Origin of the sequence: Streptomyces sp. So13.3 (genome assembly GCF_005860785.2) — a bacterium.
Classification (GTDB): Bacteria; Actinomycetota; Actinomycetes; order Streptomycetales; family Streptomycetaceae; genus Actinacidiphila; species Actinacidiphila fildesensis.
This window is the reverse complement of record NZ_CP048835.1, coordinates 7,274,966-7,297,054: the sequence shown is the minus strand read 5'-3', so window position 1 is coordinate 7,297,054 and position 22,089 is coordinate 7,274,966. Positions and strand designations below refer to the sequence as shown.

The following is a 22,089-nucleotide window of genomic DNA, read 5'->3' as shown; positions in this document are numbered from 1 at the left end:
CGGGGCTCCTTGGCGGGACGAGGTGCGACAAGGCGGGAGCATCCGATTGCTCCCGCTTTGTCAACGTACCTCCAGGCGGGCCTCCCGGACGGTTGGGCTCCGGTTCCAGGGCGCGCCGCCGGAGTCGAGCAGCCTGGCCAGCGGCAGGGTGGCCGCGCCGACCGTGACCGCGTCGGGGCCGAGCCGGCCCATCTCGATGGAGGTCTGGGCGCAGGGGTGGTGCAGCGCGTAGGCCACCGCCGCCTCGCGGACGGCCGGCAGCAGCCGGGGGCCGATCATGAGCCCGGCCCAGCCGCCGATCACGATGCGCTGGGGGTTGAAGAGATTGATCAGGTCGGCGATGCCCGCGCCCAGGTACTCGGCGGTCTCCGCCAGCAGCGCGGCCGCGGACGGGTCCTCGTCGGCGGCGGTCAGCAGGGCCGTGAGGCCCGCTTCCTCGCTCTGCCCCTCCGGGGCCCGGCCCCAGCGTTCCAGCAGCGCCTCGGCGCCGACATAGGCCTCCAGGCAGCCGCGGGCGCCGCACCGGCAGAGCCGGCCGCCCACCTGGAGGGTGGTGTGACCCCACTCCCCCGCGCTGCTGGTGGCCCCCCGGTACGGCTTGCCGTCGGCGACCACGCAGGCGCCGACGCCCGAGCCGAGCAGCGCGATGACGGCGCTGCTCGCGCCGCGTCCGGCGCCGAACCACATCTCGGCCTGGCCCAGCGTCTTGGCGCCGTTGTCGATGTAGAGCGGCAGGTCGGTGCCGGCCCGCAGCAGGCGGCCGAACGGGACCGCGTTCCAGCCGATGGTCTGGCCGTGCACGACGATGCCCTCGCCGCTGCCGAGGTCGATACCTGAGCCGCCCGAGCCGCCCTGGCCGCCGGAACCGCCCGAGCCGCCCTGGCCGTTGGCGCCGTCACCCTGCTCGACGATGCCGGGGACCCCGACGCCCACCCCGAGCACATCGCTCTCGGAGATGCCCGCGTCCCGGACGACGGCCGAGAGACCATCGAGAATCAGCCGTACGACGTGGTCGACGTCATGGCCGCTGTCCGACAGCGGCAGGTCCGCCGCGGCGAGTTCGGTGAGGGCGAGGTCGAACAGCTCGACCCGGACCCGGGTCTCCCCGACATCCACCCCCACGACGCAGCCGTAACCGGCGGCGACCCTGAGCAGGATCCGCGGCCGTCCGCCGTCGGAGTCGACGGAACCGGCCTCCTCGACCAGCCCGTCGGCGATCAGATCGCCGACGACGTTGCTGATCGATCCCGCGCTCAGCCCGGAGTCCCGTCCCAACTCCTGGCGACTGAGTGGTCCTTCGAAATACAGGTGGCGCAACAGCGCCGACCGGTTGCCGCGCCGCAGGTCACGCACGGTTCGTTTGCCTCGATCTGCCATTCGGTCCTCCTCCCCTGGCTCCCCGGCTGAAATCTATCGGTGCGCGAAGTCTTGACGCCACCTTTTCTCACAAGTTAAATCACGCCCTGAAATAAGACACGGCCCCTGTTCACTTCTTGAACTGATCCAGACCCGTTCCCGACCTGTTCCTGACGTCTTCCGGACCCGTTCCTGTCAGGTTCCGCACCAGTCCAGACCCGTTCCCGTTCCGTAGCGATCCCACCCCTGAGAGGGGACCGTCATGCGTACCTACCACCGGGCAGTCGCGGCCACCGCCATCGCCGCAGCGATGGCACTCACCGCTTCCGCCTGCGGCGGCGGCTCCAGCAGCAACGACAGCGGCGGCAACAGCAGCCCGAAGACCCTGACGTACTGGGCGAGCAACCAGGGCACCAGCCTGGAGAACGACAAGCAGGTGCTGGAGCCCGAGCTCAAGAAGTTCGAGCAGCAGACCGGGATCAAGGTCAAGCTGGAGGTCGTCCCCTGGTCCGACCTGCTCAACAGAATTCTGGCCGCGGCCACTTCGGGCCAGGGGCCCGACGTGCTGAACATCGGCAACACCTGGTCGGCGTCCCTCCAGGCCACCGGTGCGCTGCTCCCGTTCGACGCCACCACCTTCTCCAAGATCGGCGGCAAGGACCGCTTCGTCAGCGCCGCGCTCGCCGCCGCCGGCGCGCAGGGCAAGGACCCGGCCGCCGTGCCGCTGTACTCGCTGGCCTACGGGCTCTACTACAACAAGAAGATGTTCGCCGACGCGGGCATAGCCGCCCCGCCGACGACCTGGGACGAACTGGTCGCCGACGGCAAGAAGCTCACCAAGGACGGCAAGTACGGCCTCGCCGTCGAGGGCGGCAACGGCTCGGAGAACATCCACCACGCCTTCGTCCTCGCCAAGCAGCACGGCTCGGACTTCTTCGACGCCTCCGGCAAAGCCACCTTCGACACCCCGGAGAACGTCGCCGCCGTCAAGCAGTACATCGACTTCATCGGCAAGGACAAGATCGCAGCCCCCGGCAACGCCGAGTACGCCGCCAACCAGTCCCTCGCCGACTTCGCGACCGGCAAGGCCGGCATGCTGATGTGGCAGGCCGCCGCCTCCTCGCTGAAGTCCCACGGCATGAAGCCCGAAGACTACGGCGTGGCGCCGGTTCCGTTCCAGACCGCGGGCGCCACGGGTGCGCACGCCATCAACTCGATGGTCGCCGGCATCAACCTCGCGGTCTTCAAGAACACCAAGAACCTCGACGGCTCACTGAAGTTCGTCAACTTCATGACCAGCGCCGCCGAGCAGAAGACCCTCAACGCCACCTACGGCTCGCTGCCGCCGGTCAAGGACGCGCAGAGCGACCCGGCCTTCTCCACCCCCGACCTGAAGACGCTCGCCGAGGTGCTCGCCAAGAGCGCCGCCCCGCTGCCGCAGGTCCCCAATGAGAGCCAGTTCGAGACGCTCGTCGGCACCGCGATGAAGGAGCTCTTCGCGCAGGCCGCCTCAGGCAAGGACGTCACCACCGATTCCGTGAAGAACGCCCTCACCAAGGCCCAGCAGCAGATGCCGGCCTCGTGATCGCGCGACTGCGCCGGATCGGCCTGCCCTACCTCCTCCTGCTTCCCGCGCTGCTGCTCGAACTGCTGATCCACCTCATCCCGATGATCGTCGGTATCGTGATGAGCTTCAAACAGCTCACCCAGTTCTTCATCCGCGACTGGGGCGCCGCGCCCTGGGCCGGCCTGGACAACTACCGCGTAGCGGTGGACTTCGACGCCCCGGTCGGCCAGGCGCTGCTGCACTCGTTCTGGGTCACCCTCTGCTTCACCGTCCTCGCCGTGGGGCTCTCCTGGCTCCTCGGCACCGCGGCGGCGATCCTCATGCAGGACGCCTTCCGCGGCCGGGGATTCCTGCGGGCGATCTTCCTTGTCCCGTACGCGCTGCCGGTCTACGCGGCCGTCATCACCTGGTCGTTCATGTTCCAGCGCGATACGGGCCTGATCAACCATGTGATCCACGACCAGCTGCACCTCACCTCCGAGCGGTCGTTCTGGCTGATCGGCGACAACAGCTTCACCGCCCTCGTCACCGTCTCCGTCTGGCGCTCGTGGCCGTTCGCGTTCCTGTGCCTGATGGCAGGGCTGCAGAACATCCCGCGTGAGCTGTACGAGGCGGCGTCGATGGACGGCGCGGGCGTCTGGCAGCAGATCCGCCGGATCACCCTGCCGTCGCTGCGGCCGGTCAACCAGGTGCTGGTGCTGGTGCTCTTCCTGTGGACGTTCAACGACTTCAACACGCCCTACGTGCTGTTCGGCAGATCGGCGCCGGAGGCCGCCGACCTGATCTCCATCCACATCTACCAGTCGTCGTTCGTCACCTGGAACTTCGGCTCCGGCTCGGCCATGTCCGTCCTCCTGCTGCTGTTCCTGCTGGTCGTCACGGCCATCTATCTGCTCGTCACGTCACGCAGGAGGGATGCGGCCGATGCGTAAACCCCCTCCTCCCCCGTCCCCGATGGCGCAGCCGAAGTCCTTCATCTGGACCCGGAGGATCTTCCTCACCCTGCTCACGGTCTTCACGCTCGCCCCGGTGTACGTGATGCTCAGCTCCTCGCTGAAGCCGCTGCAGGACGTGCAGGGCTCCTTCCGGTGGATCCCGAGCGGCTTCACGTTCCGGCCGTACATCGACATCTGGCACACGGTCCCGCTCGCCAAGTACTTCGTGAACTCGGTGATCGTCTCGGTCAGCGCGACCGTGGCCTCGGTGGCCGTGGCGATCTTCGCCGCCTACGCCGTCAGCCGCTACCGCTTCAAGGGCCGCAAGTTCTTCACCGTGACGGTGCTGTCCACCCAGATGTTCCCGGGCATCCTCTTCCTCCTCCCGCTCTTCCTGATCTTCGTCAACATCGGGAACGCGACGGGGATCGCCCTCTACGGCAGCCGCGGCGGCCTCATCCTCACCTATCTGACGTTCTCGCTCCCCTTCTCCATCTGGATGCTCGTCGGCTACTTCGACTCCATCCCGCGCGATCTCGACGAGGCCGCGATGGTGGACGGCTGCGGCCCGCTCGGCGCGCTGTTCCGCGTCGTCGTCCCGGCCGCGGTCCCCGGCATCGTCGCGGTGTCGGTGTACGCCTTCATGACGGCCTGGGGCGAGGTGCTCTTCGCGTCGGTCATGACGAACGACACCACCCGCACCCTCGCCGTCGGCCTGCAGGGATACGCCACCCAGACCGACGTGTACTGGAACCAGGTCATGGCCGCCTCACTCGTCGTGAGTGTGCCCGTGGTCGCCGGGTTCCTGCTGCTCCAGCGCTACTTGGTCGTCGGACTCACCGCCGGCGCCGTCAAGTGACCACCACCGAAAGGCTGCTCGTGAACGACCTCAGCGCTCTCCCCGCCGACTTCATCTGGGGTGCGGCGACCGCCGCCTACCAGATAGAAGGAGCGGTGGACGAGGACGGCCGGTCCCCCTCGATCTGGGACACCTTCTCCCACACCCCGGGCAAGGTGGCGGAGGGTGACACCGGCGACGTGGCCTGCGACCACTACCACCGGGTACCCGAGGACATCTCCCTCATGGGCAATCTCGGCCTGGACGCCTACCGGTTCTCCATCGCCTGGCCCCGTGTCATGCCGCAGGGCGGCGGGCCGGTCAACCCGGCCGGACTCGCCTTCTACGACCGGCTCACCGACTCCCTCCTCGAAGCGGGCATCACCCCCTTCCCGACGCTCTACCACTGGGACCTGCCACAGGCCCAGCAGGACCGGGGCGGCTGGCCGGAGCGGGAGACCGCGGAGCGGTTCGGCGAGTACGCGTCGGTGGTCGCCGAAGCCCTCGGCGACCGCATCCACGACTGGGCGACGCTCAACGAGCCGCTCTGCTCGTCCTGGATCGGCCACCTCGAGGGCAAGATGGCCCCCGGCCTCACCGACATCACGGCCGCGGTCCGCGCCTCGTACCACCTGCACCTGGGGCACGGCCTCGCCGTCCAGGCGATCCGCGCCGCCAACCCGAACGCCCGCATCGGCATCGTCAACAACCTCAGCCCCTGCGAGCCCGCCACCGACCGCGAGGCCGACCAGGCCGCCGCGATCCGCGCCGACGGCCACACCAACCGCTGGTGGCTCGACCCGATCCACGGCCGCGGCTACCCGCAGGACATGGTCGACCAGTACGGCGTCGACCTCCCGATCCGCAGCGGCGACCTCGACACCATCGCGGCCCCGCTCGACTGGCTCGGCGTCAACTACTACTTCCGCAACGTCATCGCCGACGACCCCACCGGCCTGCCGCCGCGCGCCAAGCAGGTCTACCTGCCGGGCGTCCGGCGCACGGCGATGGACTGGGAGGTCTACGGCGACGGCCTGGAGCAGCTGCTCGTCCGGGTCGCCGAGGAGTACGGGGCCGAGCGGATCTTCGTCACCGAGAACGGCTCCGCCTACCCCGACACCGTCGGCCCCGACGGCCAGGTCGACGACCCGGAGCGACAGGCCTACCTGGAGGAGCACCTGGCCGCCTGCGCGAGAGCGGTGCGCCGCGGCGCACCGCTGGCCGGCTACTTCGCGTGGTCGCTGCTGGACAACTTCGAGTGGGCCTACGGCTACGACAAGCGCTTCGGCCTGATCCACGTCGACTACCCGACGCAGAAGCGCACCATCAAGGGCAGCGGCCGCCGCTACGCCGACATCATCGCCGCCCACCACCGCCGCGCCCGCCGCGCGGCCTGACGGTTCGCTCGCACTTGTGCCCGGCATCCGTCCCGCACGGGGAGGACGGCTGCCGGGCACTCACCCCGCGGCGGGCAGACGGCGGCTGCCAGGCCCTCACACGGCGGCGGGCAGACGGCGGCTTCCAGGCCCTCACCCCGCGAGCGGGATGAGGGCGGAGCCGGGCACTCGCCCCGCGAGCGGGATGAGGGCGGAGCCGGGCACTCGCCCCGCGGGCGGGATGAGGGCGGAGCCGGGCACTCACTCACCCCGCCGCGAGCTCCAGCCGGCAGCGGACCTGCTTCCCGACCGGCGACCGCGCCACCCGCCACCCCGACGTGAGCAGATCCACGAGCGCCAGCCCCCGCCCGGACTCGGCGTCGGCGTCATCCATCGCCACCGCGCGCCGGCGCGGAATCCGCGCCGGATCCGGATCGTGCACCCCTAACACCACCACCGTCCGCCCGACGGACAGCTCCACCACCAGCGGCACCCACTCCCCGCACGCCCGAACCGAGTTCCCGACCAGCTCGGACAGCACGAGCTGCGCGCTCTCGGCCGTCTCGGTGTCAACGCCCGCCGAGGCGAGGGTCTTACGGGTCAGCTCCCGGACGGCGCGCAGGTTGTCGCCGGAAGCGACGAGGTGGACGACGAAGCCGTGCGGTCTGGTGCGGAGGTAAAAGCCGGGGGTTGGGGGTCCGTGCACTTCGGCCATGTCGTACATGGCACCTCCACAGGCAGCGTCGGATCATGTCGCGCCGTGCGCCGGGTCATCGACCCTGCGTGACGACTCTCCGATGGTGGCGCTTTTCTGATTCCATCGCAAGTTTTCTACCCGATATGAATGACGCTTCATCACTGACCGTTCTCTTCAACCCGGTTGCTGGTGTAGGACTGCGGCTATGCCCAACTCTCCGCTGATCCCGACCGTCCGGCGCCGCCGCCTCGGCGCAACCCTGAAGAGGCTGCGCAACGACGCCGGGCTGACGCTCGACGAAGCCGCCATCGCCATGGGGTGGAGGGGCCCGAAGATGTCGAAGATCGAGAACGCGGCACAGGCCATCCGGCCGGCCGAGGTCAGCTCACTGCTCCAGATCTACGGCGTCGGCGATCCTGAAGTGCACGCAGCGCTCGAGAACTTGGCAAAGGACGCGAGCAAGAAGGGGTGGTGGCAGACGTACAGCGGCATCGTTGCGCCCGCTTACGCCGACTACATCTCGCTGGAGTCCGACGCCGAGCAGATCTGCGAGTGGGCGCCTCTCGTGGTCCCCGGACTATTGCAGACGGCGGCCTACGCACGCGAGAACATCGCGGGCATCACCACGTCGCGAACCCCGGACGATATCGCGGCACTGGCCGAGGTCCGGCTGGCACGCCAGTCCGTGCTCACCCGGCCTGGCAATCCACTGGAGTTGTGGGTAATCATCCACGAGGCAGCCCTGCATCAACGGTTCGTGGTCCGTCCGGCGACGATGCGCGAGCAACTGCGCCGCCTACTCGACACAGCCGAAATGCCGAACGTGACCATCCAGTTGATGCCGCTGGACTGCAGCACCCATCCGGGTGTCGTGGGCGGATTCTCCATCGTCTCGTTCCCCGGTCCCATCCCGGACGTGGTCCTGCTGGAAAACCTGAGCGGAGCGGCATACGTTGAGGGCGATGAAGCTGTGCCCTTCACCAAAGCGTTCGAGCGGATCCGTGCGACAGCGCTGCCGGTGGAAGACTCACTCGCCCGTATCGCGCAGATGGAAGAAGGCCACAGAAAGTGAACGGACCCAAGGCGGAGCTGTACGCGCACGACCTCTCCGTCGCAGCCTGGCGCAAGTCCTCCGCCAGCGGAGCCGAGAACAACTGCGTGGAGATCGCAGATCTCCCCAACGGCGCCGTCGCCGTGCGCGACTCCAAGAACCCGGGGCGGGAGCCCCTCCGGTTCGACGCGGCCGAGTGGGCCGCGTTCCGCGCAGGGGTCATCGCCGGCGAGCTCTGATCCGGCCGGGCGGGTGCGTAGCTGAGGTCAGAGCGATGCGAAGCGCCCTTCTGCGGCGCTGCGCACCTTGACCGGGCGGAGGGGCGGCCCCGGCGCTGCGCGCCTGCCAGTGAAGCGGCCCGCTGCGCGGCCCGAGCCAAGCGATCCGGTCCGCTGCGCTCCCCGGGCGGGGTGGGGGTGGCATGTGGCCGGGGCGGCGCGGCTTTGTCGGGGAGGCCCCGGAAGGCGAGCACCGCGTGCTTCGGATCAGCTTGCGTGGCCGGACTGCCGCTATACCGGCGTTTGACCGTCCTTAGTGATCCGGGCCAGCCAAAACACCGCCTCATAGGACCCGCAGGACATCCCCCGTCACACCAGCACCACCTCCGGCCGAGGACGGTGGGCCAAACCATCACCCGCAGAGCACCACGAGCTCAACCCGCTCCAGCCCCGCCAAGGGGAGCGCAGCGGACCGGGATCGCTTCGCGCGGGGCCGCGCAGCGGGCCGACCCGCTGGCAGGCGCGCAGCGCCGGGGCCTCCCTCCGCCCGGTCAAGGTGCGCAGCGCCGCAGACGCACCCCTTCGTACTGTCGGAACCTCGGCCACCCCACCACCCGCACCCCGGCGCTAAGGAATTACGCCGCAGCCGCCGCGTCCCGGTAGAGCATCGTGCGGAAGATCCCGGAGACCGTGGTGCCTACCAGCAGCGTGCAGAACAGCAGCAGGGCGGCGAACAGTCCGCCCGCGATGGCGAGCCCCATGCTGTTCGACTCCGCTGCGAGCATGAATGCCGCGAATCCGATGACCACCGAGAGAACCATGGGCAGCGCGATCCACAGCGAGCCGAACACCTGGCGGGAGAACGTCTCGCGCAGCATCCGCGCCGACCGGCGGGTGCTCTCGACGACCCCGAGGCCGTCGATCATCATGGCCGGCAGCGCCAGGTAGGTGGCGACGGCCCATCCGGCGCTGAAGAGTTCGCCCAGGATCCAGCCGACGACCGGGATCCGCTCCAGCTGTCGGATGAGCAGCAGAACCGTCGTGCTGAGCAGACTCCACGCCAGCAGCCGTCGCCAGTTCCGCACAGCTCGCCGATAGTTCGCGCCGATCCGGACCGGCTCTCCCCGCAGCACGTCATCGACCGCGCAGATCATCGCGGCGCTGCAGAGCGTGAGCACGAATCCCAGCAGGAGATAGCCGACGCCCACGTAGAGGACGTCGAAGGTGGACTCTGACGATTCGGCTCCGTCCAGAAGGAGCGTCAGCGCCGCCACGCCGCCGGCTATCATTATCAGCGCGGAACCGCTGAGCAGCGGAAACATCAGCAGGCGGCGGTTTCTTCGCAGTACCCCGAAGGACAGGCGAACGGGCTTGACGGTACTCACGAGAGGTCCCCCACGGATGGTCATACTTCGTCGACGCGGCACAGGTTATGTCAGTCGCCGAGGCCCGCTCGCCACCGACCGAATCGCCCGATACGCGGAACCGCCGACCGCCCCCGGCCGATGCTCGGCTGGGGGCGGTCAACGTACGTACAGTCAGCCTGCGTTCAGCTGATTTCTTCGGTGCGGGTGGTGAGTTGTTCAGCACCGCGCGCCGTGAGGGAGCCGTGCAGGCGCAGGCGGGAGATGCCGCCGTCGGGGAAGATGTCGATCCGCACCCGGGTCGCCGGGACCGGGTTCACCAGGAAACGGTGCACCGTGTCGGGCTGCAGCTTGGTCCGCGGCAGCAACTGCGTCCACTCATCCGAACCGTCGTCCTGCACGAACAACGCCGCCCAACCCGCCGAGTTCCCCTTCAAATACGCGGTATCGATCTCCACCGCACGAATCACACCCTGCGCCACCAACCGGTACTGCACCCAGTCATTGCCCTTGTCCCGACGACGACGCGTCTCCCACCCGTCATCCATCTTCCGCGAACGCCCCGGCAGGATCGTGTTGACCGGCGAGGAGTAGAAACGGTCCGACGCGTCCTCGACCGTGCCGCCGTTCTCCAACGCCACCAGGTCGAACGTGCCCAACTCCGCCAACCACCCCGGATCCGGCGCCACCTCCCCGTACACCCGCAACCGGGCCACACCACCGTCCGGGTGCTGGTTGAGCCGCAGATGCGTGAACCGGCGATCCACCTCCACCGTGAACCCGTTCGCCGCATGACCACCCACCGGGGTCCGCGGCACGATCGTGGTCCACTCCACGCCCTCCGCCAGCAGATCCTGCGGCGACGCCGACAGTGAGTGCGCCGTCGCCTCGACCGACACCGACTGCGGGTAATTGCCGCGGAAGTGCGCGGTGTCCACGACGATCCCGCGGATCACACCCGGCGCGCCGAGCCGGATCAACGCCCAGTCGTGGTCCGCGTCGACCGGATGCGGGGCATCCGTACCGGTGCCCCGGCGGCGGCGGGTCTCCCAGCCGTCCATGATCTTGCCCTTGTGCCCGAAGTGCTCCGGATCGAAATGCGCCGGCTCCGGGATCAGCAGATTCTCCCGCTCCGCGAAGAACTCGTCATTCGCCGCGATCACCCCCGCACCCAACCGCCGATCCGCCAGATCCACCAGATCCGTGAACGGCAACTCCGCACGACGATAATCCCCATACGGATCACCCCCACCGAACGGCCGCGCATCACCGGTGAACGAAGTCGAGGACGTGGAGGTCATGCGGTCTCCCGGGTGATCAGACGGCCGGTGGGCTCGTTCGTGACGCCGTTCTCGGCGATCAGTTCGCCGCGCAGCCAGGTGCTGCGGACGACGCCGTGCAGGGTCTTGCCGGCGTAGGCGGTGATGCGGTTGCGGTGGTAGAGCTCGGCGGGGTCGACCGTGAAGGTTTCGTCCGGGGCGAGGACCGCGAAGTCGGCGTCGTAGCCGACCGCGATGGCGCCCTTGGTGGAGAGTCCGACGAGGGCGGCGGGCGCCTGGGACATCCAGCGGGCGACGTCGGCGACGCTGTGGCCGCGGCGGCGGGCCTCGGTCCAGATGGCCGGCAGGCCGAGCTGGAGCGAGGAGATGCCGCCCCAGGCGGCGGCGAAGTCGCCGGTCTCCTTGACCTTGAGCTCGATCGTGGACGGCGAGTGGTCGGAGACGATGCAGTCGATCGTGCCGTCGGCCAGGCCCTCCCAGAGGGCGTCCTGGTTGGCGGCCTCACGGATCGGCGGGCAGCACTTGAACTCGGTGGCGCCGTCCGGGACTTCCTCGGCGGTGAGGGTGAGGAAGTGCGGGCAGGTCTCGACGGTGAGCTTGACGCCCTCGCGCTTCGCCGCGGCGATGAGCGGCAGCGCGTCGCTGGACGACAGGTGCAGCACGTGCACCCGCGCCTTCAACCGCTTGGCGAGGGTGATGAGCCCTTCGATGGCGGCGTTCTCGGCGGCGCGCGGCCGGGAGGCGAGGAAGTCCGCGTAGTGCGGGCCGCCGCGCTGCGGGGCGCCGTCGATGAGCTGGGGGTCCTCGGCGTGGACGATCAGCAGACCGTCGAAGCGGGAGAGCTCCGTCAGCGCGTCCGCCAGCTCCTCCGGGGAGAGCTGCGGGAACTCGTCGACGCCGGAGTGCAGCAGGAAGCACTTGAAGCCGAAGACGCCGGCGTCGTGGAGGGGCTGGAGGTCCTTGACGTTGCCGGGGACGGCGCCGCCCCAGAAGCCGACGTCGGTGTGCACCTTGCCGCGCGCGGTGTCCTGCTTGACGGCGAGGTTCTCGACGGTCGTGGTGGGCGGGATGCTGTTGAGCGGCATGTCGACCAGCGTCGTGATGCCGCCGGCCGCGGCGGCGCGGGTGGCGGAGGCGAAGCCCTCCCACTCGGTGCGTCCGGGGTCGTTGATGTGCACATGGGTGTCGACCAGGCCCGGGAGCAGCGCGTCGTCGCCGAGGTCGACGAGCCGGGCGCCTTCCGGGACGTCGGCGTCGTACGCCCACACGGCGGCGATCGTGCCGCCGCTGACCGCGACCGCGGCCGGGCGCTCCCCCTCGGGCGTGACGACCCGAGTCGAGCGCAGGACCATTTCCACCACGTGCGGCCTCCAAATTTCAACGTTCTGTTGAACGAATGTGCAGGACAGGGCGGTGAACCGTCAAGGGCATGTAAGATTCCACAAAGCGGAATTCACATTTCGCCACAGCCTCCGTAGCTAGCTACAGGAGAAGGCCCGCAAGAGATCAATTGGCCGAGGTCGGCCGGTAGGCTTCCCCCCATCATCCACCGCTCGCCCAACCGCTCAGAGGAGATCGCACGTGTCGTCAGACCGCGCAGGAGGCGTTCAGTCGCTCGAACGTGCCTTCGACCTGCTGGAGCGGATGGCCGACGCGGGCGGCGAGGTCGGTCTGAGCGAGCTCTCCGCCAGCAGCGGGCTCCCGCTGCCCACCATCCACCGGCTGATGCGCACCCTCGTCGACTGCGGCTACGTACGGCAGCAGCCGAACCGCCGGTACGCGCTCGGCCCGCGGCTGATCCGGCTCGGCGAGAGCTCCGCCAAACTGCTCGGCACCTGGGCCCGCCCCTTCCTCGCCGAACTGGTCGAGACGACCGGCGAGACGGCGAACATGGCACTGCTCGACGGGGACGAGATCGTCTACGTCGCCCAGGTGCCGTCCCGCCACTCCATGCGGATGTTCACCGAGGTCGGACGCCGGGTGCTGCCGCACTCCACCGGCGTGGGCAAGGCGCTGCTGGCGCATGTGCCGCCGGACGAGGTCCGCGCGCTGCTCGCCCGTACCGGGATGCCCGCCGCGACCGAGAAGACGATCACCAACGCGGACGATTTCATAAGAGAGCTGGAGAAGATCCGCGAGGCCGGCTACGCGGTGGACGACAACGAGCAGGAGATCGGGGTCCGCTGCCTGGCGGTCACCGTCCCCGACTCCCCCGCCGCCGCGGCCATCTCGATCTCCGGGCCCGCGGGCCGGGTCACCGAGGTCGCCACGGAGAAGATCATCCCCATCCTGCAGGACATCGCCCGGCAGCTGTCACACGCCCTCGCCAGCGCCGGGGCCGGCACCAGCGCCTGACCCGAAGAGGTCGACGGCCCTGCGCAGCTCGGCCAGGGCCACCGCCAGCGCGCTCACCGACCCCAGCGCCGCCGCGACCAGCAGCAGCGAGTGCCGCATCCGGTCGATCTCCAGGATCCCGGCGTCCGCGGCATTGGCCAGCGCGCCCAGTTCGTCCTCGGCTATCGCTCGGTCCGGTAACTCCGACCGCAGGCCGGCCAGCTCCCGGCGCACCCGGGCGACCGACAGGCGCAGCGCCGTCACCCGGGGATCCTCCACGCCGGACGTGGCCCCCGCCCTGACGTCCGCGGCCGTACGTGCGGCCGCACCACAACTCTCATCGTTCACAGACCCCACCCCCCACCTCCCACACCTCGGCGAGCGCGCCCCCCAGCGCCCCCGCGCGCGCCCCGGAGCGGGTCCGGGGCGCGCTCAGTTAACGCGAACCGATGCGCGGGACGCCATACGGACGACGAAATCCGCGCCAACTTCCTTGTGCGGCAAGCGACTTGGCGACAATTCCGGTGGCGATCAGTTCCGCGGTCCGGCGGCGATCAGTTCCGCGGTCCGGCGGCGATCAGTTCCGCGGTACGACGGCGTTGCGCCAGACGGTCAGATCCACGGTGACGTATTCGCTGTCCGTGTGCTCCGACCCGAAACCCCGGATGGTCACCAGGCCGATGTGCCCCGACTCGGTCGTCACGCAGATCTTCGAACCCTTGGTAAGCGTCTCCTTCAGGATGCTCGTGGCGTACCGCGTGTTGGCGCGGCAGCCGGCCAGGGTCGCGGGTTCACCGGGCATCACGAGCGCCAGGGTGTTCTTGCTGCTGTTGGTGGCGACGTGCGTGCCGGAGATGTGATCCGGCGCGTAACCGAAGTCCCCCTCGTAGTTCACATCCGCCTTCTCCGGGCGCGGAGGCTCGTCGGCGAACGTCAACGTGTAGCCGCCGGGGATGTTGAGGCCGGTGTACGAGGCGGGCTTGGGATCCACCGGGGCCGAGCTCTGCCCGGTCTGGTTCCCGGTCGTGCCGCCGGTGGCGGACGGCGTCTTGGTGCTCTGGTTGCTCGACGACTTCTTGTCGTCCCCCTTGTTGATGGCCGAGTACACGGCGGAGCCGACCAGGAGCGCGACGATGACGCCCGCGACGACCAGACCCGTCCGCTTCTTCTTCGGCGGCAGGGGCAGAAAGCCCCCGGGCCTGCCGGGGCCGTTGGTGGGCGGGTACGCGTAGCCGCCCATCGGGGGCCGGGGCTGCTGCGGGTGCTGCATCGGCTGCGCCTGCTGCGGGAACTGCTGCGGGTGGGCCTGTTGCGGGAGGCCGGGCTGCGGCTGGGCCTGCTGCGGGTGGACGGGCTGGTGGTTCACCGGCTGGGTCGGCGGGTGGAGCGGGGGCGCGGTCGGCGGCACCGCCTGCGTGGGCTGATAACCCGGCTGCGGGGTCGCCGGCGGAGCCGGCTGCGGGGCGGCGGGCTGGACCGGCTGCGGCGCCGGGGCGGCCGCCTGCGTCAGGTCGGCGGCGTACGACGGCGGCAGCCAGCCGTCCGGGCGGCGCAGCGCCGGGTCCTTGGACGCCTGGCCGCACATCGCGATGATCTGGGCGGTGGACGGCCGGAGGGTCGGGTCCTTGATGAGGCAGCGGGTGACGATCTCGCGCAGTTCGCCCGGCAGCTCGGACAGGTCCGGCTCCTCGTGCACGATCCGGTAGAGCACGCCGTGCGAGGGCCCGTCGCCGAAGGCGGCGCCGCCCATCGCCGCGAAGGCCGCGATCTGGCCCAGCGCGAAGATGTCGGTGGCCGGTGTGCAGCTCGTGCCGGCCGCCTGCTCCGGGGACATGAAGGCCGGGGTGCCGATGCTGACACCGGTGCTGGTGAGCGCGGTGGTGTCGGCGGCCCGCGCGATGCCGAAGTCGATGACGCGCGGTCCGTCGACGGCGAGCAGCACGTTGGACGGCTTGAGGTCCCGGTGCACGATGCCCGCGTGGTGGATCACCTGCAGCGCTTCGGCGATCCCGGCGATGAGCAGCAGCACGGTCGGCACCGGCATCGCGCCGTGGTCGGCGACCGCCGCGTGCAGCGAGGGCCCCGCCACATAGGCGGTGGCCAGCCACGGGTGCGGGCCCTCGGTGTCGCTGTCGATCACCGGCGCGGTGTAGAGGCCCTGCACGCGCTGGGCGGCCAGCACCTCCTGGCGGAACCGGCGGCGGAACTCGGGGTCCTCGGCGAACTCGGGGCGGATCACCTTGATCGCCACCGGCCGGCCGCCGGGCGTGTAGGAGAGGTAGACCTTGCCCATCCCGCCGGCGCCCAAGCGGGCGCTGAGCAGGTATCCGGCGACGGTCTTCGGGTCGTCGTCCGTCAGCGGCTGGAAGATCTCAGGATCCGGGGCCGAGGTGTCCGCCACGGTGGCGGGCACCGGGCCCTGCTGATGATTCGTCACGTCTGCCCCTTGGCCTGCGAATACCCGTCCCTTACGGCGCTGAGCCTATCGAAGCCCGCGCTCCGCCCGCCGCCGTGAGGCCAAACGCCCGATGTGCCCCTCTTCGCCTCCGGCCGCCGCGTCCTGTAGGGAGGAGGCATGAAACCCATCGCACCGAGCGATTCCGCCACTCTTCCCTCCATCGCCGGCCTGCTGCTCGCGGCCGGCGGCGGGCGGCGCCTGGGCGGCCGCCCGAAGGCGCTGCTGGAGTACGCGGGCCGCCCGCTGGTCGAGCACGCGCTGCGCGGGCTGCGCGAGGCGGGCTGCGGGCCGGTGCACATCGTGCTCGGTGCGGCGGCCGACGAGGTCCGCGAGCAGGCCGACCTGGCGGGCTGCGTCCTGGTCGACAACCCGGACTGGGCCGGCGGGATGGGCTCGTCGCTGCGCGCGGGCCTGCGGTCGCTGGCGGACACGGCGGAACAGCGGGCGGGCACCGGGGCGCAGGCGGTCGTCGTGGCGCTGGTGGACCAGCCGGGGATCGGTGCGGGGGCGGTCGCCCGGGTGATCAACGCGTACCGGGGCCCGGCGAGCCTGGCGGCGGCCTCGTACGGGGGACGGCGCGGCCATCCGGTGCTGTTCGGCGCGGACCGCTGGGCGGACATCGCGGACCTCGCGACCGGCGATCAGGGCGCCCGCGACTACCTGAAACGCCACCAGGAGGCGATCACCCTCGTCGAGTGCGGTGACATCGCCGACCCCGCCGATATCGACACCCCTGATGACCTGCACCTTCTGAAACCCGTGAGCGAGCCCGCTGCACCGCGTGCCACAAAACGTTGATCTTCCGCAATGCGGATACTATGCTCCACCTCGCAGAAGCGCCCGTATTCCGGTACGGCCCGGCACCCCGTGCCAGGGCACGACCCGGCGGCCGCCCGGCACCCTTTGTCCCCTAGAGGAGTCAGCCATGTCCGCAGCAGTGCCGTCCTCGGCGGCCGTCGTCGCAGACGACGCACCCCCCGTCCCCCGCGCGGAGGAGGTGCTGACGCAGCAGGCTCTGACCTTCATCGCCGAGCTGCACCGACGCTTCGCCCCGCGCCGAGCCGAGCTGCTCGCGCTCCGCAAGGAGCGCCGCACCGAGATCGCCCGTACCGGCACCCTGGACTTCCTCGCGGACACCGCACATGTCCGCGCGGGAGACTGGCAGGTGGCCCCGGCCCCGGCCGCGCTCAACGACCGCCGCGTCGAGATCACCGGTCCCACCGACCGCAAGATGACGATCAACGCGCTGAACTCCGGCGCCAAGGTCTGGCTCGCCGACTTCGAGGACGCCTCGGCTCCCACCTGGGAGAACGTCGTCGGCGGCCAGATCAACCTGATCGACGCCTATGAGCGCCGGATCGACTTCTCCACCGAACAGGGCAAGTCGTACGCGCTGAAGGACGAGGCCGAGTTGGCCACCGTCGTCATGCGCCCGCGCGGCTGGCACCTGGCGGAGCGGCACCTGACCGTCGACGGCGAGGCCGTCCCCGGCGCCTTCGTCGACTTCGGGCTGTACTTCTTCCACAACGCGACGCGGCTGATCGCCAAGGGCAAGGGTCCGTACTTCTACCTGCCCAAGACCGAGTCGCACCTCGAAGCGCGGCTGTGGAACGAGATCTTCGTCTTCTCGCAGGAGTACGTGGGCATCCCGCAGGGCACCGTCCGCGCGACCGTCCTCATCGAGACGATCACCGCCGCGTTCGAGATGGAGGAGATCCTCTACGAGCTGCGTGACCACGCCGCGGGCCTGAACGCCGGCCGCTGGGACTACCTCTTCTCCATCGTGAAGAACTTCCGCGACGGCGGCGAGAAGTTCGTCCTGCCGGACCGCAACGCGGTGACCATGACCGCGCCCTTCATGCGCGCGTACACCGAGCTGCTGGTGCGCACCTGCCACAAGCGCGGCGCGCACGCGATCGGCGGCATGGCCGCGTTCATCCCCTCGCGCCGTGACGCCGAGGTCAACAAGGTCGCCTTCGAGAAGGTCAAGGCCGACAAGGACCGCGAGGCCGGCGACGGCTTCGACGGCTCCTGGGTCGCCCACCCCGACCTGGTGCCGATCGCCCGCGCCTCCTTCGACGCGGTCCTCGGCGACCGGCCGAACCAGAAGGAGCGGCTGCGCGAGGACGTCCACGTCACCGCCGACCAGCTGCTGGCCATCGACTCGCTGGACGCGAAGCCGACCTATGACGGCCTGGTGAGCGCGGTCCAGGTCGGCACCCGCTACATCGAGGCGTGGCTGCGCGGCCTGGGCGCCGTCGCCATCTTCAACCTGATGGAGGACGCGGCCACCGCGGAGATCTCCCGCTCGCAGATCTGGCAGTGGATCAACGCGGGCGTCGTGTTCGAGAACGGCGAGAAGGCCACCCACGACCTGGTCCAGCGCGTCGCCGCGCAGGAGCTGGCCGCGATCCGTGCCGAGGTCGGCGACGAGGCGTTCGCCGCGGGCAAGTGGACCGAGGCGCACGACCTGCTGCTGCGGACCGCGCTCGACGAGGAGTACGTCGACTTCCTCACCCTCCCGGCCTACGAACTGCTGGGCTGACACCCGTCCCGCACCCGTTCACACGCCCGAGCGGGCCCCGGTCCACAGGGCCGGGGCCCGCTTCGTTATCCCGGGGAGCTGTGCCATCGTGCCGGTATGTGACAACGTGGGAGTACCTGTTACGTCCCTTCTGCCCTTGCTGAGGCATGATGATCCGCTGCACCATCGCTGGAGTCTCCTTCTATCTGCAGGCAAGCGAGGTGGAGCAGAAGATGAGCGGGATCAAGCCCGAACCCATCACCGGCGAGTCTGTGAAGATCGGAAATCGCATCTACCCCGTCAAGCAGGTGGGGGCGATTATCACCCGGCAGGACCCGCGTGATTTCAGCGCTGCCCAGATGGTCCGCGCCCTGGAGAAGCTCGAGTTCAAGTGCTTCCCGAAGCCCGCTCCCGCTCCGCCCGCGGAGGTTCCGGACGTCCTGCCGCAATCCCCTCCGTACTGGACCTGACGTCACCGGCGCGAGTTCTGCGGGTCGTCCTTCCCCGGACATCCGGAGTTCTTGACGCGTGTGCCGCGGGCCGACTGAATAGCCCAAGTTGTTCAGCCAACTTGTGCAGCCCGGTCGGCCCGTGAGGCTGGCGTGCCCACCGGGCGGAGAGGAACCTCCCCCGTGCCACCCAGTACTCTCGCCCTCACCTCCCCCGCCGCCCCCTATGAGGGCGACCGCCTCACGTTCCACTGGGCCACCGACACGCCGGACGCCAAGAACTGGGTCGGCGTCTACGACGGCGCCCGTCAGCCCGGCACCGGCTCCTCGATCGTGTGGAAGTACACACCCGGTGCGTCCGGTGATGTCGTGCTCGACACCTCGACCCTGACCGGCGGCCCCTACACCGCGTATCTGCTGGCCAAGGACGGCTACGGCATCCTGGCGCAGACCGCCGCCTTCTCCTTCCGCCCCAAGCCTGCCGCCCCGCGCCCGCACGCCGTCGTCGACGGGCTCACCACCGGGCCCGTCACCGCCGGCGGCGCGGTCTCCGTCAAACTCGCCGGACTGTGGACACGGCCGGCGGGCACCCCCGCCGGAAGTGCCGTGTTCAGCCGGACGGGCGGCGACTCCTGGCTCTCCGTCAGCGCCGCCGGTGTCGTCACCGGCACCGCGCCGGCCTCCGCCCCCGCGCGGCCCGGCGTGCTGACCGTCGCCGTAAAGGACAGCGCCGGCGGCTCCGACACCCTCACCGTGCAGGTCCCGGTGCGCGCCGCCGCGGCCGCCCAGCGGCTGAAGGTGGCGTCCTGGAACCTGTGGGACGCGGGCACGCACATCGACGGAGCGCTGGAGAAGCAGCTGCGCACCGTCCTCACCCAGGGCCTGGACGTCGTGGCCCTGCAGGAGACCGGCGGCACCGCCGCCAAGGCGCTCGCGGACGCGCTGGGCTGGTTCTCGTACCAGTCCCCCGGCAGCCTCGGTGTCGTCAGCCGCTATCCGCTGGGCACCGTGACGGCTCCCACCACCGCCCTCCCGGCCGCCGGGGTGGCCATACAACTCGCCGCGGGCCGCACCGTACGGCTGTGGGCCGCGCAGCTCGACGAGAACGGCTACGGCCCCTACGCGGCGCAGGACGGCAGAACCGCCGCGCAGATCGAAGCCGCGGAACAGGCGAGTGTCCGTTTCCAGCAGGCGCAGGCGCTGGCCGCCGCGATGAAGGCCGATCTGGCCTCCGGAACCCCGGTGGTGCTGGCCGCCGGGCTCGCCTCGCCGTCGCACCTGGACTGGACGGCCGCCACCCGCGCGGCGCACAGCGGGGTGGGGCCGGTCAACTGGCCGGTCACCGTGGCCCTCAAGCAGGCCGGCCTCATCGACGCCTTCCGGTCCGCGCACCCCGATCCGCTGGCGTCGCCCGGCAACACGTGGTCGCCGGTGCGCAAGGTGCGCGGCAGCGGCCAGGAGCCGCAGGACCGTATCGACCAGGTCCAGTTCGCCGGCCCGCTGACCCTCCTCGAGGCGCACACCCTGGTGACCGGCTGGCCGCAGCCCGCACCCGGCACCGCCGGCAACGGCTGGCCGTCCGACTGCGCCGCCGCCGTCGCCACCTTCACCCTGGCCACCCCGACCCCAGGAGCACACCGATGACCCCGCTGAGCCGCCGCTCCTTCGTCGGAGCCACCGCCGCCGCGGGCGCGGCCGCCGCCACCGTCGGGCTGCCCGGCGCCACCGGGACGGCCGCCGCCGCGGCGCCCGTGACCGGTACCGCCGGAGCCACAGCCGCGGCCACCGGCACTCCGGCCGACGTCAAGCACGTGGTGATCCTCATGCAGGAGAACCGCAGCTTCGACCACTACTTCGGCGCGATGAAGGGGGTGCGCGGCTTCGACGACAAGCAGGGGCTGCTCTTCCCGGGCGGCGACTCCGTCTTCCGCCAGCCCGACCCTGGCCGCACCGACGGCAACGTGATGCTGCCCTTCCGGATGGACAGCACCAAGTACAACGCCCAGAACGCGGGCGGTCTCGCCCACGACTGGAGCACCAGCCACCAGGCCATCAACGGCGGCGCCATGAACAAGTGGGTCGCCGCCAAGGGCGAGCGCTCGATGGGCTACTTCACCCGCGAGGACCTCCCCTACCAGTACGCCCTCGCCGACGCGTTCACCTTGTGCGACGCGTATTTCTGTTCCATGGCCGGGCCCACCGACCCCAACCGCCTCTACCTGTGGTCGGGTACGGCGGGCCCCGGCAAGGACGGCACCACCGGCCCGTGGATCGACAACACCCCGCTGCCCGAGAACCCGGTCGCGGACTGGACGACGTACGCCGAGCGGCTCTCCGCGCACGCGGTGAGCTGGCGCGTCTACCACAACCCGAGTCTCGACGAGCGGTACGGCGACTACGACGACAACGCGCTCGCCTACTTCTCGCAGTTCCACAAGTTCGCGACGGACGACGCCCGCTACATCAACGCGATGACCAAGTGGGACCTGACCGCCTTCGACCAGCACTGCAAGGACGGCACCCTGCCGACCGTCTCCTGGCTCGTCGCGCCCTACCTGTTCTGCGAACACCCGGACGCCAGCCCCGACTACGGCGCGCACTACGTCAACACCGCGCTGCAGTCGCTGATGTCGAACCCCGCGGTGTGGAAGAACACCGTCTTCCTCGTGATGTACGACGAGAACGACGGCTACTTCGACCACGTCGTCCCGCCGACCCCGGAGACCGGCACGGCCGAGGAGTTCGCCCAGGGGCGCCCGATCGGTCTCGGCAACCGGGTGCCGCTGTGGGCGGCCTCGCCCTGGTCGCGCGGCGGGTACGTCAACTCGCAGGTCTTCGACCACACGTCCGTGCTGCGGTTCCTCGAAGTCGTCACCGGCGTCCAGGAGCCGAACATCTCCGCCTGGCGGCGCTCCGTCTGCGGCGACCTGACGAGCTGCTTCGACTTCGCCAACCCGGACTACTCGATACCGGCGCTGCCGGACACCGTCGCGCTGATGGCCAAGGCGGACGCCAACAAGTCGCTGCCCGCGGTGAAACTGCCCGCCACGGGCGCGCAGAGCATGCCGTCCCAGGAGCCGGGAACGCGCCCGCACCGGCCGCTGCCCTACCACCCCTGGGCGGACGCCACGGTCGACCGCGCCACCGGCAAGGTCGTCTGCACCCTGTCCAACACCGGCACCACGGGCTTCCACTACACGGTCTACCCCAACATCGAGCTGGCGTTCTCCGGCACGCCGTTCACCGTCGCGCCCGGCGCCACCGCCACGTACACCTGGGACGCGTCGCAGACCGACGGCCGCTACGACTTCACCGTGCACGGCGCCGACGGCTTCGTCCGCCGCTTCGCGGGCACCGTCGTCCCGGCCGGCCAGGACGATGTGGCGGTCCCCGCCGTACGGGCCACGCTGCGGGGAACCTCCCTCGCGCTGAAACTCTCCAACGCCGGTAAGGAGCCGGTCCTGTTCACCGTCGCCCCGAACGACTTCGGCGGCGCCGTCAGGACCGCCTGGGTGGACCCGGGCCACTGCGGTGAGATCCTCTGGCCCACCAGCGGCGGCCGCTACGACATCACCGCCACAGCAGGCACCGGCACCCGCTTCGCCCAGCGCTACGCGGGGACGGTGCACCCGGTCTGACCTC

Annotated in this window: 18 protein-coding genes and 1 pseudogene; 12 read left to right on the top strand and 7 right to left on the bottom strand. The window is 70.2% G+C overall.

The window, feature by feature from the left end; genetic code table 11:
• Positions 1-60: 60 nt before the first annotated feature.
• The gene (locus tag C8250_RS32635; protein ID WP_138355594.1) at positions 61-1,377 is read right to left on the bottom strand and encodes an ROK family transcriptional regulator; all 1,317 of its coding nucleotides are present in this window, start codon (positions 1,375-1,377) and stop codon (positions 61-63) included.
• Positions 1,378-1,618: 241 nt separating this feature from the next.
• Here C8250_RS32635 and C8250_RS32630 point away from each other — a divergent pair, with 241 nt between their 5' ends.
• From C8250_RS32630 to C8250_RS32615, 4 genes and pseudogenes are all read left to right on the top strand, one after another.
• On the top strand, positions 1,619-2,941 hold the full coding sequence (locus C8250_RS32630; protein ID WP_138355595.1) for a sugar ABC transporter substrate-binding protein: 1,323 nt from the start codon (positions 1,619-1,621) through the stop codon (positions 2,939-2,941).
• A gap of 5 nt (positions 2,942-2,946) precedes the next feature.
• Positions 2,947-3,855: pseudogene (locus C8250_RS32625) on the top strand (sugar ABC transporter permease); the annotation flags it as partial.
• On the top strand, positions 3,848-4,717 hold the full coding sequence (locus C8250_RS32620) for a carbohydrate ABC transporter permease (protein WP_138355597.1): 870 nt from the start codon (positions 3,848-3,850) through the stop codon (positions 4,715-4,717). The pseudogene C8250_RS32625 and the gene C8250_RS32620, both read left to right, overlap by 8 nt.
• 20 nt (positions 4,718-4,737) lie before the next feature.
• On the top strand, positions 4,738-6,093 hold the full coding sequence (locus C8250_RS32615) for a GH1 family beta-glucosidase (protein ID WP_138355613.1): 1,356 nt from the start codon (positions 4,738-4,740) through the stop codon (positions 6,091-6,093).
• Between the two features lie 244 nt (positions 6,094-6,337).
• Here the strand turns inward: C8250_RS32615 and C8250_RS32610 are convergent, their stop codons facing one another.
• A complete protein-coding gene (locus C8250_RS32610) occupies positions 6,338-6,796 on the bottom strand; it encodes an ATP-binding protein (protein WP_138355598.1) in 459 nt (152 codons plus the stop codon).
• A gap of 178 nt (positions 6,797-6,974) precedes the next feature.
• Here C8250_RS32610 and C8250_RS32605 point away from each other — a divergent pair, with 178 nt between their 5' ends.
• Together C8250_RS32605 and C8250_RS32600 are read left to right on the top strand one after the other, a co-directional pair.
• Positions 6,975-7,841 carry a helix-turn-helix transcriptional regulator gene (locus tag C8250_RS32605; protein WP_138355599.1) on the top strand — a complete coding sequence of 289 codons (867 nt, stop codon included), beginning with the start codon at positions 6,975-6,977 and terminating at the stop codon, positions 7,839-7,841.
• Entirely contained in the window at positions 7,838-8,059 is a 222-nt protein-coding gene (locus tag C8250_RS32600; protein WP_138355600.1) for a DUF397 domain-containing protein, read from the top strand. The genes C8250_RS32605 and C8250_RS32600 overlap by 4 nt, the downstream gene beginning before the upstream one ends.
• 614 nt (positions 8,060-8,673) lie before the next feature.
• Here C8250_RS32600 and C8250_RS32595 read toward each other — a convergent pair.
• The 3 genes from C8250_RS32595 to allB form a co-directional block, all read right to left on the bottom strand.
• A complete protein-coding gene (locus C8250_RS32595) occupies positions 8,674-9,423 on the bottom strand; it encodes a DUF6159 family protein (RefSeq protein WP_138355601.1) in 750 nt (249 codons plus the stop codon).
• Positions 9,424-9,587: 164 nt separating this feature from the next.
• Complete coding sequence (alc, locus tag C8250_RS32590) at positions 9,588-10,703, bottom strand: allantoicase (RefSeq protein ID WP_187145055.1); 1,116 nt, start codon at positions 10,701-10,703, stop codon at positions 9,588-9,590.
• Complete coding sequence (gene allB, locus C8250_RS32585; protein WP_138357474.1) at positions 10,700-12,034, bottom strand: allantoinase AllB; 1,335 nt, start codon at positions 12,032-12,034, stop codon at positions 10,700-10,702. The genes alc and allB overlap by 4 nt, the downstream gene beginning before the upstream one ends.
• Positions 12,035-12,263: 229 nt before the next feature.
• On the opposite strand from allB, the gene C8250_RS32580 reads away from it, so the two are divergent.
• Positions 12,264-13,037, top strand: a complete 774-nt coding sequence (locus tag C8250_RS32580; RefSeq protein ID WP_138357466.1) for an IclR family transcriptional regulator — start codon at positions 12,264-12,266, stop codon at positions 13,035-13,037.
• Here C8250_RS32580 and C8250_RS32575 read toward each other — a convergent pair.
• The gene (locus tag C8250_RS32575; protein WP_138357473.1) at positions 12,996-13,295 is read right to left on the bottom strand and encodes a DUF5955 family protein; all 300 of its coding nucleotides are present in this window, start codon (positions 13,293-13,295) and stop codon (positions 12,996-12,998) included. The two genes, C8250_RS32580 and C8250_RS32575, sit on opposite strands and share 42 nt — an antisense overlap.
• Before the next feature lie 298 nt (positions 13,296-13,593).
• Positions 13,594-15,453, bottom strand: a complete 1,860-nt coding sequence (locus C8250_RS32570; protein ID WP_307811586.1) for a serine/threonine-protein kinase — start codon at positions 15,451-15,453, stop codon at positions 13,594-13,596.
• A 138-nt stretch (positions 15,454-15,591) separates the two neighbouring features.
• On the opposite strand from C8250_RS32570, the gene C8250_RS32565 reads away from it, so the two are divergent.
• From C8250_RS32565 to C8250_RS32545, 5 genes are all read left to right on the top strand, one after another.
• The gene (locus tag C8250_RS32565) at positions 15,592-16,272 is read left to right on the top strand and encodes a nucleotidyltransferase family protein (protein ID WP_138357465.1); all 681 of its coding nucleotides are present in this window, start codon (positions 15,592-15,594) and stop codon (positions 16,270-16,272) included.
• Between the two features lie 127 nt (positions 16,273-16,399).
• On the top strand, positions 16,400-18,019 hold the full coding sequence (aceB, locus tag C8250_RS32560; protein WP_138357464.1) for a malate synthase A: 1,620 nt from the start codon (positions 16,400-16,402) through the stop codon (positions 18,017-18,019).
• Positions 18,020-18,171: 152 nt separating this feature from the next.
• Positions 18,172-18,468, top strand: a complete 297-nt coding sequence (locus C8250_RS32555; protein WP_203218473.1) for an SCO5918 family protein — start codon at positions 18,172-18,174, stop codon at positions 18,466-18,468.
• 162 nt (positions 18,469-18,630) lie between these two features.
• Entirely contained in the window at positions 18,631-20,091 is a 1,461-nt protein-coding gene (locus C8250_RS32550; protein WP_138357463.1) for an endonuclease/exonuclease/phosphatase family protein, read from the top strand.
• Positions 20,088-22,085, top strand: coding sequence for a phospholipase C, phosphocholine-specific (locus C8250_RS32545; RefSeq protein ID WP_138357462.1), 1,998 nt, complete (start codon positions 20,088-20,090; stop codon positions 22,083-22,085). The genes C8250_RS32550 and C8250_RS32545 overlap by 4 nt, the downstream gene beginning before the upstream one ends.
• The last annotated feature ends 4 nt before the right edge of the window (positions 22,086-22,089 follow it).

Bases quoted from the DNA above. Each gene is read 5' to 3' on its own strand.
- C8250_RS32610 (WP_138355598.1), bottom strand. From the start codon at position 6,796: ATGTACGACATGGCCGAAGTGCACGGACCCCCAACCCCCGGCTTTTAC.
- C8250_RS32605 (WP_138355599.1), top strand. From the start codon at position 6,975: ATGCCCAACTCTCCGCTGATCCCGACCGTCCGGCGCCGCCGCCTCGGC.
- C8250_RS32620 (WP_138355597.1), top strand. From the start codon at position 3,848: ATGCGTAAACCCCCTCCTCCCCCGTCCCCGATGGCGCAGCCGAAGTCC.
- allB (WP_138357474.1), bottom strand. From the start codon at position 12,034: ATGGTCCTGCGCTCGACTCGGGTCGTCACGCCCGAGGGGGAGCGCCCG.
- C8250_RS32565 (WP_138357465.1), top strand. From the start codon at position 15,592: ATGAAACCCATCGCACCGAGCGATTCCGCCACTCTTCCCTCCATCGCC.
- C8250_RS32635 (WP_138355594.1), bottom strand. From the start codon at position 1,377: ATGGCAGATCGAGGCAAACGAACCGTGCGTGACCTGCGGCGCGGCAAC.
- C8250_RS32545 (WP_138357462.1), top strand. From the start codon at position 20,088: ATGACCCCGCTGAGCCGCCGCTCCTTCGTCGGAGCCACCGCCGCCGCG.
- aceB (WP_138357464.1), top strand. From the start codon at position 16,400: ATGTCCGCAGCAGTGCCGTCCTCGGCGGCCGTCGTCGCAGACGACGCA.
- C8250_RS32630 (WP_138355595.1), top strand. From the start codon at position 1,619: ATGCGTACCTACCACCGGGCAGTCGCGGCCACCGCCATCGCCGCAGCG.
- alc (WP_187145055.1), bottom strand. From the start codon at position 10,703: ATGACCTCCACGTCCTCGACTTCGTTCACCGGTGATGCGCGGCCGTTC.